The 12,422-nt window shown below is 39.6% G+C and carries 8 protein-coding genes; 5 read left to right on the top strand and 3 right to left on the bottom strand.

All coding sequences use genetic code 11. The annotated features are described in order from the left end of the window. A partial coding sequence (locus tag ACOVO2_RS22790; protein WP_421772180.1) for a ComEC/Rec2 family competence protein occupies window positions 1-1,272 on the top strand: 1,272 nt, incomplete at its 5' end. Between the two features lie 22 nt (window positions 1,273-1,294). Next, on the top strand, window positions 1,295-3,388 hold the full coding sequence (locus tag ACOVO2_RS22785; protein ID WP_421772179.1) for a TonB-dependent receptor: 2,094 nt from the start codon (window positions 1,295-1,297) through the stop codon (window positions 3,386-3,388). Between the two features lie 138 nt (window positions 3,389-3,526). Here the strand turns inward: ACOVO2_RS22785 and ACOVO2_RS22780 are convergent, their stop codons facing one another. From ACOVO2_RS22780 to ACOVO2_RS22770, 3 genes are all read right to left on the bottom strand, one after another. Beyond that, on the bottom strand, window positions 3,527-4,798 hold the full coding sequence (locus ACOVO2_RS22780) for an acyltransferase family protein (RefSeq protein WP_421772178.1): 1,272 nt from the start codon (window positions 4,796-4,798) through the stop codon (window positions 3,527-3,529). A 37-nt stretch (window positions 4,799-4,835) separates the two neighbouring features. After that, a complete protein-coding gene (locus tag ACOVO2_RS22775) occupies window positions 4,836-6,362 on the bottom strand; it encodes a gluconokinase (RefSeq protein ID WP_421772177.1) in 1,527 nt (508 codons plus the stop codon). An 82-nt stretch (window positions 6,363-6,444) separates the two neighbouring features. Next, window positions 6,445-7,329: a helix-turn-helix transcriptional regulator gene (locus tag ACOVO2_RS22770; protein WP_421772176.1), complete on the bottom strand. Its 885-nt coding sequence runs from the start codon at window positions 7,327-7,329 to the stop codon at window positions 6,445-6,447. Between the two features lie 138 nt (window positions 7,330-7,467). On the opposite strand from ACOVO2_RS22770, the gene ACOVO2_RS22765 reads away from it, so the two are divergent. The 3 genes from ACOVO2_RS22765 to ACOVO2_RS22755 all read left to right on the top strand — a co-directional run. Continuing rightward, window positions 7,468-10,623, top strand: coding sequence for a SusC/RagA family TonB-linked outer membrane protein (locus ACOVO2_RS22765; RefSeq protein WP_421772175.1), 3,156 nt, complete (start codon window positions 7,468-7,470; stop codon window positions 10,621-10,623). Between the two features lie 41 nt (window positions 10,624-10,664). Further along, window positions 10,665-12,188: a SusD/RagB family nutrient-binding outer membrane lipoprotein gene (locus ACOVO2_RS22760; protein ID WP_421772174.1), complete on the top strand. Its 1,524-nt coding sequence runs from the start codon at window positions 10,665-10,667 to the stop codon at window positions 12,186-12,188. Window positions 12,189-12,324: 136 nt separating this feature from the next. Further along, window positions 12,325-12,422: NAD(P)-binding domain-containing protein (locus tag ACOVO2_RS22755; protein WP_421772196.1), on the top strand; the 98-nt coding region annotated here is incomplete at its 3' end.

Raw genomic sequence — 12,422 nt, 5'->3', positions numbered from 1 at the left:
GGAATATTGTTTTTGTTGCTCGGCTGGATACTGGGTTGGATAAAAAAGCGTGGAAAATACGGCAAACAAATCTTTGCGGCTGTTGTGATTCTGCTTTTGTGGGGATATGCTGTTTTTACGGGACTCTCCTCAACTGTGCTTCGGGCAACGGTTATGTTTTCAATTATTCAATTAGCACCAGTCTTCAATCGCCAACAGAATATTTATAATACACTTGCCATTTCGGCACTTTTACTGCTTTGTTGGAATCCCTATTGGTTGGTTGATGTAGGTTTTCAGTTATCGTATTTGGCCATTATTGGCATTGTTTTCTTGTATCCTTATCTCAATCAACTTGCTACGCCCAATAATCTGATTATCAGAAGTTTGTGGGAAGGTACTTGCGTTTGTTTCTCGGCACAGTTGTTTACTTTTCCGTTGAGCGTTTATTATTTTCATCAATTCCCGACATTTTTTCTTATTGCCAATCCATTTGTGGCGTTTTTCTCGTTTGCGGTTTTGCCTGCGGGTTTGCTTTTATTGATGATTGCTCCGATTCCTGTTTTATCAGATATTGTTACATTTATCTTAAAATATTCACTCGTTTGGCTGAATAAAAGCGTTTTTTTCGTAGAAAAACTGCCTTTTGGTACGCTGAAAGGTTTTTCGATGTCGATTCCCGAAATGCTGTTTTTGTACGCAACAATCCTGCTAATTATTCTCTTTTTTCTCCGCTCCGAAATCAAATATCTACGAGTTAGTTTATTGATTATGAGCGTTTTAGTTTGTCTGAATATTGCTGAAGATTATTTTCAAAGTAATCAAAAAGCCCTGACTTTTCATTTTATTCCTAAGAAATCTGGTATTAGTATTATTGATGGAAAATCGGCTACGTTCATTGCTGATACAGCTCTGCTCAACAGCAAGAAAATCTATGATTTTCATCTCAAAAACTATTATGATAAACACGGAGTTGTCAATCAAAACGAATTGGTTTTGAATCAGTACGCCAACAAGCAAGGCGTAACTTTTCTGGATTTTGAGGGAAAACGAATCTTGTGGTTACAACAAAAATTCAACGGAAATTTGCAAGGAAACGCCGATTATGTATTGCTTTCAAACAATGCTATTCGGAAACTAAATCCAGCTTTCAGTAAATTTCAAACAGGTCTAATCATTGTCGATGATTCCAACAAACGATACGTGGTAGAAAACCTCAAACACCAAGCCGATAGCCTACACCTCAATCTTATTTCTTTGTACGATACAGGTGCTTTTTCGATTAATGAATAATTACAATTTTTAGAACTTCCAAATGCTTAAAACTTACCTTTCTAATACTCTTTTTATTGCTTTCATTGCTCTAAATTGTTTCGCCCAAGAAGCTGATTCTACCAAACAACTCAACGAAGTTGTGGTGCGAGGTTTTGAAACCGAACGCAAGTTGAGTGAAACTGCCGCATCGGTTAATGTGCTTACTATCAAAGATATACAACGTTTTGAAAATACTTCGCTTGTACCAGTTTTCAATACTTTGCCAGGTGTACGCATGGAAGAACGCTCGCCTGGGAGTTATCGTTTGGCCATTCGTGGAAGTTCGCTGCGTTCGCCTTTTGGGGTTCGGAATGTAAAAGTTTATTGGAATGATATTCCGCTGACCGATGGAAATGGCAATACTTTTCTGAACTCGCTCGATATGAACACAATCGGCAATATCGAAGTAATTAAAGGTCCTGCAGGAAGCGTTTACGGAGCAGGAACGGGCGGAGTTGTGCTACTCGGAGGAGCAAAAGCCGATGGAAATAATACCCGAAAAGGACATACGAATTATATCAACACTGGTGTGGCTTATGGTAGTTATGGCTTGCAAAATAGAAATGTTTCGTGGAATGTGGCTTCCGAAAAAGTTAATTCAGTGCTGAGTTATGCCCACGCCCAAACCGATGGCTATCGACAACATAGTGCGGCCGTGCGTGATGTACTAAGTTGGCGTTCGAGTTATTTTGTTTCACCCAATAAAACCTTAAATATCAGTACTTTATATTCGGATATTAAATACCAAACCCCAGGCGGATTGAATCAAACACAGTTTGAAAAAGACCCAAGTCAGGCACGTTTGGCAACTGCAACTCTGCCAAGTTCGATTCAGCAAAAAGCAGGAATTTATCAGAAATTATTCAATATTGGGGTTTCGCAAGAATACCGTTTGAATGCTCATTGGACAAACGTAACGAGTATTTACGGAACAGTTTCCGAACTACGAAATCCATTTATTACGAATTATGAAATCCGCAACGAACAAACTTTTGGCGGACGGACCCGCATGAACTATTCGTTTGATTTAGGCCAACTAAAAAATCGCTTCACAGTGGGTGGTGAACTCCAAAAATCGGCTTGGGTGATTCGTAATTTTGGAAATAAATCAGGCGTAATCGATACTTTACAGACCAATGATAATGTAGCAGCTTGGAATTATTTTTTGTTTGGTCAGCTCGAAACCGACTTACCGCAAAACTTTATCCTGACGATTGGCGGAAGTTATAATCGTTTCAAATATGATTTTACTCGCTTGTCGGATGCTCCGAAAATAAAGCCAATTTCTGAATTATTGCCAGCGGCATTTTTGCCAAGAATTGCCCTTTTGAAGAAAATACAAGATAAAATCTCGGTTTTTGCGAGTGTGAGTAGTGGTTTTTCTCCGCCAACCGTTACGGAATACATCAGCGGTTATCAGAATAGCTCTTTCGTGCCTTCGCTCGCTCCCGAAAAAGGTATCAACTACGAAGTCGGTACTCGTGGAAATCTCCTGAAAAAACGAATTAATTTTGATATCACGGCTTATTCATTTCGCCTAAAAAATACCATCGTTCGCCGTACCGACAATGCAGGAAGAGAGATTTTTACAAATGCGGGAAGTACGCTTCAAAATGGACTTGAATTATTGTTAAATAGCTTGATTATCAAGCATATAGATAAAGAATTTATTCAAGAATTGCGAGTTTTCACGAGTTATACTCTCAATGATTATAGCTTTAAAAACTACCTCCAACTCAAAACCGATTTATCGGGCAATGCACTCACGGGTGTGCCTCGTCAAGTGTGGGTTTCGGGCGTAGATTTACAAACAAAAATGGGCTTTTACCTCAACTCAACCCTCAATTTCACCGACCGAATTCCGTTGACTGATGCCAACACGGTTTATGCCAATTCTTATAAATTATTGAATGCCAGAATAGGCTATCGTAAAAATTTCGAGCGAATTGGCTTGAATATTTACACCGCCGGCGATAATCTACTCAATGAAGTATATAGCCTCGGCAACGACATCAACGCCGTAGGAAATCGCTTTTTCAACACCGCAGCTCCAAGAAACTGGCAGTTTGGAGCGAGTTTGAGTTTATTTTTGTAAGATTTGTAGCACAAGGTTGTTCGCCAATTCGACTCTAATTTGTTTCGTTGTATGACAGCATAGAGTCGGAGTTGCGAACAACTTGGTGCTACAAACGCTAAATATACTTCGATAATTTTAGTGTTTGATGTATATACACTAAACCTTAAATATCATTTTCTTTTTATCGAAAAGTACCAAAATTACGAACCAAATGAGCAGGTATGTCAAAGCCCCTGCCAATGATGCATTCTTGGGTTCGGTGAAAAATGGCTCAATCCAATGGCTGTATAGCCAAGAAACTAAACCAGCAGTGGAATTTTCAAGGTTTTCGGGTTGAGCGATTTTTATCATATTCAAAGCTCGTGGAATAATTCCCGAAAAGAAAAATACCAACATCGGATTCACACCAAAAATCACAAAAGGTTTTGTCCAAGCATTTACTTCGAGAACATCAATCACAAAATACAACGCTCCTAGTACCATCAAGGCTATTCCTGCGGCATAACATACATACGAACTCGTCCACAAAGCTTTGTTTATCGGAAAAACATCATTCCAAAGTATGCCAATCATTACCCCAATCACACCTGCCGAAAGTAGATAAACTGCTTTTTTGTTTTTTGGAAAATCATTGGTGAGCAATTTTCCTGTGAAAACACCCGCCAAGCCAGTTCCGATGGCAGGAATTGTACTTAAAATACCTTCTGGGTCCCAGGTTTTTGAAGTTGCCCAAAGATGCCCCGGTAATAGATAATTATCAAGCCAAGCGGCAAGGTTTGTGCCTTTCTCAAAGTTGGCTGCTCCCACATTCGGCACATCAACAAGGGCCATCAAAGCCCAATAGCCCAACAAGCACGCCAAACCGATAATAATTTGCACGGTGGTATTGGTTGTGGCGTAAATAATTGAGACAATCAGGTAAACGATAGCGATTCGCTGCAAAACCCCTGGAATTCTGACCGAAGCAAAATCTTCAAAACCTCCAAAACACAAAATCATCATTAAAGCAAATAGACCAACAGCTACGTAAAGTTGCTTTTTTCGGTCATATTCACCGAGTAATAAGACCGTTATGATAGCCGTAAAAACCAAACGAACAAGCATCAAAGGCACTCCTTCGAGCGAGCCAAGATGGATTTTTGAGAAGAAATTGAGTGATAAACCCAAGAGAAATATTCTTAATGCACGGGTAATGATTCTTTCTAAAACCGACCCATCAAACTTTTTGACTGGCATAGAAAGTACCGTAGAAATACCAACAATAAATAAGAAAAACGGAAAAACTAAATCGGTTGGCGTACACCCATGCCATTCGGCGTGTTCGAGTGGAGCGTAGATATGTCCCCAGTCACCTGGGTTATTCACGATAGTCATGAGCATGATGGTCATGCCTCTAAAAACGTCAATTGAGGTCAGGCGTTCTTTCATTAATGCTTAGGGTTTGTTGATTTTTCCCGAAAGATAATCAATCCCCTTGATTTTGTTGTAATTCCGCAATCAAATCAAACTCTTCTTCGAGTTTATAGCTTAATCGTTCAAAAATTGCATAAAATTTCTGGTATTTCTGGTGATTTTCTTGGTTAGGTTGATAAACCATAGACGACTGAATCGTTTTGGCAGCATCGGCCAAACTACTAAAAATCCCCATTTCGGTCAAAGCAAGCATTGCTGCACCTACATTAGCACTATCGGGGTTATCATTGACATTTACCTGAATACCAAACATATCAGAAATAATTTGCGACCAAAGTGGCAAGGTTGCAAACGTACCATTTACATATAAATTGTCGATTTTTCGATGAGATTGTAGCAATTTACCGATACTGTAAATCTCAAACAAAATACCTTCAATAGTAGCACGCACAAAATGCTGTTGTTCGTGGGTGATATTTATCCCAAAATAAACACCCCGAGCGTTGGCATTCCAAAGTGGGGCTCTTTCACCCAATAAATAGGGTAAAAAAAGCAATCCGTTTGCTCCTGCCGAAACCTGTGCGGCATCTTTGAACAAATCGTGAATGGTATCTTCAAAATCAAGTCCATTATTGAAATGTCCAAATTGTCGGGCAAACCACTCGAATGCTACACCACCATTATTTGTAGGCCCCCCCGAAACATAATGTTCCTTATCAAGAATATAATTAAAAAAACGTTGTTTTTCGTCATGCAAAACTTCTTTTCCTGCTACCCTTACGGCACCACTCGAAGTTATCGAGATAGTCGCTTGTCCTTCTCCGAATACGCCCGAACCAAGTGTGGCCAAACAACCATCGCTACTGCCAATTATTATTTTTGTTTTATCAGAAAGTCGTAGCGATTTTGCCAAAGCAGGTCGAAGCCGAAGTTCAGAATTAAAAATTGAGGTTGGTTGAGAGAGCTGAGTGCTTGAAATACCAGCAAAATTCAAGGATTTTTGTTCCCAAGCTAACTCATGAATATTGAATAGTCCAGTGGCCGAGGCAAGGCTGTAATCAATTAGATATTCGCCCGTAAACTGATGTAAGATATACTCTTTCAGCGAGATAAATTTACTCGTTTTGGCAAAACGCTCAGGGTCATGATTTTTTATCCAAGTTATTTTGGCCAAAGGCGACATCGGGTGAATCGGTGTCCCCGTAGCTTTATAAATCTCAACTCCTAATGCTGAGTTTTTTAGTTCGGTGGCTTCTTTGCTGGCTCTGTTATCAGCCCAAATAATAGCGTTTCCTAAAGGCACACCGTTTTTATCAATCGGCAAAACACTGTGCATCGACGAGCTGAAAACTATGGACAAGACCTTATGCTTTTTGGTAAAAGCAGGGTCATTGAGCAAGCCTTTCAAGACAAAAAGAACCGTTATAAAAACCTGTTCGGGGTCTTGTTCGCTATTGTCTGGCTGGGCGTGAAAAGTCGGATATGTGCCTTTTCGGGCAGCAATTTGTTTGCCCTTTAGGTCAAAAGCAATAACTCGTACTGCTGTTGTTTCGATGTCGATAGTTATTATTGTTTCCATAATACCCCCCCGCCCCTAAAGGGGAGCGAAGGAAAAATGTTTTTTTATTTTGATTTTAGTCGAAAATGTTTTTGGCTCCCCTTCAGGGGTTGGGGGCTTTTCTAAAATGCCCTGGTGTATAGCCTGTTAGTTTTTTGAAAGTTGTGGAAAAATGTTGCGATGAGTAAAATCCAGTATCGAGTGCGATGTCTGTTAAGCTAATATTGGTGGTTTTTAGCAGGCGAATCGCTTCTGAAATTCTCAAATTTATGAGGTAGTTGAGCGGTGAAAACCCCGAATACGATTTTACTTTTTCAGTAAAGGCAGTTATACCCAAACCCATTATGACGGCCATTTCTTCCACAGTCCACGGATGGGCGAGATTCCCACGCAAAATTTGGTCTAATTTCTGAAAAGTTTGAGGAAAATCTCGGCGTTGGTTTTCTTGTTTACTTAGTTGTCGGGCAGTAGTAATCAAAAATTCGTCAAGTAAATGATTGATACGTGTTTTAAAGCCCAGCTCGTTAGAAAATACTTCGTTTTCCATCTTTTGTAAAATTTCTCCTAATGGTTTAAAATTTTGCAAGACAGGTTTTTTATTTAATGACAACAATTTACCAATCAATCGTTGTTCGGCTTCTGAAATACTACTCCATTCACCTAAGATTAACTCACCTTCTTCCGAAAAAAAACGAGGACTAATACTAATTGAAATAACCACCCCAACATCCCACATTTCTTTTGTCCCTCCAAATTTTTGTTTGGGGAAAACCAAAACAGCGTCATTCGGATAGACCGTAATAGATTGGTTATCAATAATCCACTCAAATTTTCCTTCCAGAACAAAAACTATTCTTAATCCTTGATTTTCCTTTACGGGCATAGAGTTTGGCAACACTTGTTGGATTTTCTTGCGAAAAAACTCAATCAAGTGCGGAAAAGCCTGAATTTCTGCCGACTTACCTTTATGTAAAGAAAAATGAGACATTTGAATTAATATTGGTGTAAAAATATTACAATTTTTTCAAGCAATCATTATAATATCCACCGCCGAAATTATTTGGAAGTTTGATGGCTTTTTCTTTGAGAAATTTGCCTAACTAAAATAAAACTCATTAAGTCATTCATGAAAAAACAACTACTATTATTTATGCTGTTGATGTGTGCATCGGCAGCTCTTTACGCACAAAAAATATCGGGAAAAGTCACATCCTCTAAGGAAGGTGTGTCATTACCGGGTGTTTCGGTGCAGGTAAAAGGCACAAATACTGGTACCAATACCAGTGCCGATGGTACATTTAGTGTCAATGCTCCGTCTAACGCTACGCTTGTTTTTAGCTTTATTGGCTACAAAACTCAAGAAATTAAAGTTGGAAATCAATCAGTAATTAATGTTTCGTTGGATGAAGATGCTCAAAGTCTCGATGAGGTGGTCGTAACAGCTTTGGGTATCAAGAAAGAGGCTAAAAAATTAGGTTATGCAACTTCCACCGTAAATCGTGAGCAATTAACCGAGAATCGTACACCCAATTTGATGAATGCCTTAACAGGTAAAATTGCGGGTGTGAATATTTCGGGTTTAGGAACCGGCCCAGCTGGAACTTCAAAAATCAGAATTAGAGGTCAATCTTCGATTTCTGGACAAAATAACCCTTTAATTGTTGTCAATGGTGTGCCGATTGATAATACTAACTTTGGAACAAACCCAGGTAATGCAGGTGCTGATAATTCGATAGGTGTGCGTGGTGGTGGAAATACCTCAGATGGTGGTGATGGTTTATCATCTATCAACCCTGATGATGTAGAAAGCATGACTGTACTGAAAGGGGCTACTGCTGCTGCTCTCTATGGCTCACGTGCAAAAGATGGTGTAATCATGATTACAACCAAATCGAAAGGCGATAACAAGGGTCTTGGAGTGACTTTCAATACTAACTTCACGAATGAAACACCTTTAGACTTTACTGATTATCAATACGAATATGGTCAAGGCGAAAATGGAATAAGACCAACAACGGCCAATCCAACCTCTGGACAATGGTCTTTCGGAGAGAAATTTCAGCCAGGTATGACCCAAGTTTTGTTTGATGGAGTAAGTGTTCCTTACGAGCCGCAATATAATCGTATTCGTAAATTTTATCGTAACGGACAAAACTTCACTAATACTATTTCATTGTCGAGCTCAGGCGAAAAAGGCGGTATGAACCTTTCTTTTTCAAATATGGATAATAAAGGTATTGTACCCAATAATACTTTCAACAGAAAAACCCTCAATTTAGGTTTTTCTTATAATTTATCGAAAAAATTAAGTTTTGCAGGAAATATCAACTACTCTAACGAGTTTAATAGAAATCCACCAAACGTTGCCAATCAAGATAACTCGATTCCGACAGCCCTTTCAAACATGGCTAACTCAATGCCTTTGAGTTTGTTGGAAGAAAAGAAATTTAATGCCGCAGGAAATGAATATATTTATTCAAGATTCATGAATCGTACGAACCCGTATTTCACTTTATCGGAGCAATTTCAGAATATTCGTAGAGATAGAATCTTTGGTAATGTTTCAGTAAAGTATAACCTTACCGATTGGCTGTATATTCAAGGTCGTGTCGGACAAGATTTTTGGTCACGTGACCAAGAGTTCAATAACTTCGCAACGGGTACAGCTTCACTGGCTGCCGCACCAGCGGGTTTTGTGAATGGTGCATTTACCCAAGAATCGAGAAGATTTAGAGAAACCAATGCCGATATCTTGATTGCGGCCTCAAAAACTTTCGGAGATTTTGGTGTTGACGTAAATCTTGGTGGAAACCAAATGTATCGCCGTTCAGATTTGAACTCTACTGCTGTTCAGGATTTTGTTGTGAGAGGCTTATACACCGTTATGAATGGCCGTGTAAAAGACCCAATCTATGGTTTATCTGAAAGAGCCGTAAACTCTATCTATGGTTCGAGTGAGTTTTCGTACAAAAACTTCTTATTTGTAAACGTAACTGCAAGAAATGACTGGTTTTCAACACTTTCACCCGAAAATCGTAGCATTTTATATCCATCGGTTTCGGGAAGTTATGTTTTCTCGCAATCATTCAATAATATACCAAGTTGGTTGAATTTCGGTAAATTGAGAGTGGCTTATGCCGAGGTTGGTAGCGACACCGACGTTTCGCCTTATTCAAACAATCTATTTTATGGTATTAACTCAAACTTATTGAGTAATCCAGCAGGTGCATTGCAGCCAGTTGGTGGTTCGTCGGGCAATACGCTTCCAAATGCTAATCTTCGCCCGATGCGTGCCTCAGAAAAAGAAGCGGGTATCGAATTGAAATTATTCAATAATCGAGTAGGTTTAGATTTTGCGGTTTACCAAAAAATTACGACCGACCAAATCGTTTCGGCACAAATCTCTGATGCTTCGGGCTTTACAAGCACACTCATCAATAGCGGACGTAGCCGTACCAATGGTGCCGAGGCATTATTGAGCTTAGTTCCTGTAAAAACTTCTGACTTCCAATGGGATATTACTCTCAATGGTTCTTACAATAAAACAAAAGTACTCAGCTTATTGACAGATACTCCTGGCGAAAGAATTACGGTTGGAACTCACGTTTTCAATGGAGAACTTCGCCAAGTAGTTGGCCAAGAAATGGGTCAGATTTATGGTTTTGGGTATCGTCGTGATGCTAATGGACAGCAAGTGTTTGGAGCAAATGGTATTCCACTTCGCACAGCTGACTTGATTTCGTATGGTAGTGCCTTACCTAAATGGGTAGGAGGTATCAATAACTCTTTCAATTATAAAGGCATTTCTTTATCTGCTTTAATTGATTTCAAATTAGGAAACATGATGCTTTCAGGTTCAAATTTCAACTTATACCGTCATGGTTTGCATAAAAATACCCTTGTAGGCCGTGAAACAGGTGGTGTTACTGGAGTGGGAGTAAACGAAAAAGGCGAGCCAAACACAGTAAAAGCCAATGTGCAAGATTACTGGTCGGTGGTTCGCTCGTTAGCAATCATCGAACCAGTTGTTTATAACGGTGGTTTCTGGAAATTACGTCAGATTACAGCTGGTTATGACTTCACGAAGTTTTTGCCTAAAAACTCAGTCATCAAAGGAGCTAAGCTTAGCTTAGTAGCGAATAACGTATTATTACTCAAAAAATGGGTAGATAATATCGACCCTGAATCTTTTGGTTATTCTTCTGATAACCTTGTTGGTATGGAGTCGCACGGTTTACCAACCACTCGAAGCATGGGCTTTAATTTGAATGTGAAGTTTTAAGCCTCAGAAGTCTAAGTAATCAATTTAAAAATGAATTTGAAATGAAAAATATAGTAAAAGCTTTATTGTTATCTATTCCGTTTTGGGGGCTAACAAGCTGCGATAAAGGTTTCGACGAACTAAATATCAATAAAACAGCCGCAACATCTGTTAATCCAGTTTTTATTCTCAATAATGCGACCATCAATTGTACGTATTCGCCCGGTACAGTTATCTATGAAATTGGTATCGTACAACAAATGGTATCGCCAAACTCTGGGGTTTTAACGGGGGCAAATTTTAACCAAGATAGCCGTGATAATACGGTACAGAACTGGCAAAAATATTACCGTACGGTTATCAGAAATACGCAAGATGTAATCGACCAAACAAAAGATGTGCCTGCACGCTCGAACCTCTACAACATGGCTCGTATTTTACAAGCATACGCTTATATGGTAACTACCGACTCTTACGGAGATATTCCATACGCAGATGCAGCCAAAGGTTATACGCAGCAAATTGTATTGCCAAAGTATGATACCCAACAGGCCGTTTATTCCGCAATAATCAAAGAATTGACCGAAGCTTCAACAGCCTTAGATGCTGCAAAAACCGTAGAGGCCGCCGATGTTTTGTATGGCGGAAATATTGCTTTATGGAAAAAGTTTGCTAATTCTCTCTTACTTCGTGCGGGCATGCGTCTGACCAAAGTAGATGCCGCTCAAGCTCAGTCGGTTGTAGGCAGAGCTGTAGCAGCTGGTGTAATGGAACTTAACACCGAAAATGCAATGGTTCGCCACGATGCCAACTATGTGAATGCCGTAGGTAATATGCTGAATTCAACCGAAGCCGCTAACATTTATATGGCAGCCCCATTTGTTGATTACTTAAAGAAAACAAACGACCCTCGTCTGAAATCAATTGCGGTTCGATACGTTGGAGCGAAATCAGGCCCCGAGCAAGTAGCGTCAAGAGCAAGCTCTGAACCCGCAGTACAAATAGGAATGCCTTTTGGTTTTGATAATAGTACAATCTCGGCCGAAGTTGCAAAGAATAAATTGGCAAGTTTCTATGATTTTACACAAGTAGATAGAACTCGCATGGCAAAAAACACTGCTCCAAATTTCTTGGTAACGGCTGCACAAACACAACTCTTGCTGGCAGAAGCCGCCCAAAGAGGCTGGGTGTCAGGCTCAACAGCAGAAGCATATTTCAACAAAGGGGTTAGACTCCATATGGAACAATTGGCCACTTTTGATGCAAACTCGGCCGTTGCTCCCGCGGCAATTACAGCTTATTTAGCCGAAAATCCATTTAAAACCGCTACCGCATTAGAGCAAATCAATACGCAATATTGGATAGCTTCGTTTTTAAATGGCCCTGAGGCTTTTGCCAATTTCAGAAGAAGTGGTTTCCCTGTATTAACTCCAAATCCTTTCCCTGGAAAAGCAATTAAAGGCACATTTATTCGTCGCCTAACCTATCCTAACTCCGAAATTTCGGTCAATAGTGTCAATGTAAAAGAAGCCATTGGCCGTCAAGGTGCCGATGATTTAGACACCAAGGTTTGGTGGGATAAATAAAAAATACCCCTAACCCTTAAAGGGGAATAATTTTGTGGGTAATTTTGTTCAAGAAAATATATTAAAAACTTCCCCACCACTTAACTAAAGAGGTGGGGAAAATAAACATTAAAATCCCCCTTTAGGGGTTAGGAGTATGCAAATCGGACTCGTAGGACTCGGTAAAATGGGTTATAATTTGGCTCTAAATCTCAGAAACAACAATTATGAAGTAGTTGCTCATGATGTAAATGA

The organism is Emticicia sp. (genome assembly GCF_049241225.1).
Classification (GTDB): Bacteria; Bacteroidota; Bacteroidia; order Cytophagales; family Spirosomataceae; genus Emticicia.
Note: the sequence above shows the minus strand (reverse complement) of the source record. Positions and strands in the feature narration are given on the sequence as shown.

What these genes read in the sequence shown, in the direction of transcription:
- ACOVO2_RS22785 (WP_421772179.1), top strand. Translation starts at nt 1,295, where the DNA reads ATGCTTAAAACTTACCTTTCTAATACTCTTTTTATTGCTTTCATTGCT.
- ACOVO2_RS22780 (WP_421772178.1), bottom strand. Translation starts at nt 4,798, where the DNA reads ATGAAAGAACGCCTGACCTCAATTGACGTTTTTAGAGGCATGACCATC.
- ACOVO2_RS22775 (WP_421772177.1), bottom strand. Translation starts at nt 6,362, where the DNA reads ATGGAAACAATAATAACTATCGACATCGAAACAACAGCAGTACGAGTT.
- ACOVO2_RS22770 (WP_421772176.1), bottom strand. Translation starts at nt 7,329, where the DNA reads ATGTCTCATTTTTCTTTACATAAAGGTAAGTCGGCAGAAATTCAGGCT.
- ACOVO2_RS22765 (WP_421772175.1), top strand. Translation starts at nt 7,468, where the DNA reads ATGAAAAAACAACTACTATTATTTATGCTGTTGATGTGTGCATCGGCA.
- ACOVO2_RS22760 (WP_421772174.1), top strand. Translation starts at nt 10,665, where the DNA reads ATGAAAAATATAGTAAAAGCTTTATTGTTATCTATTCCGTTTTGGGGG.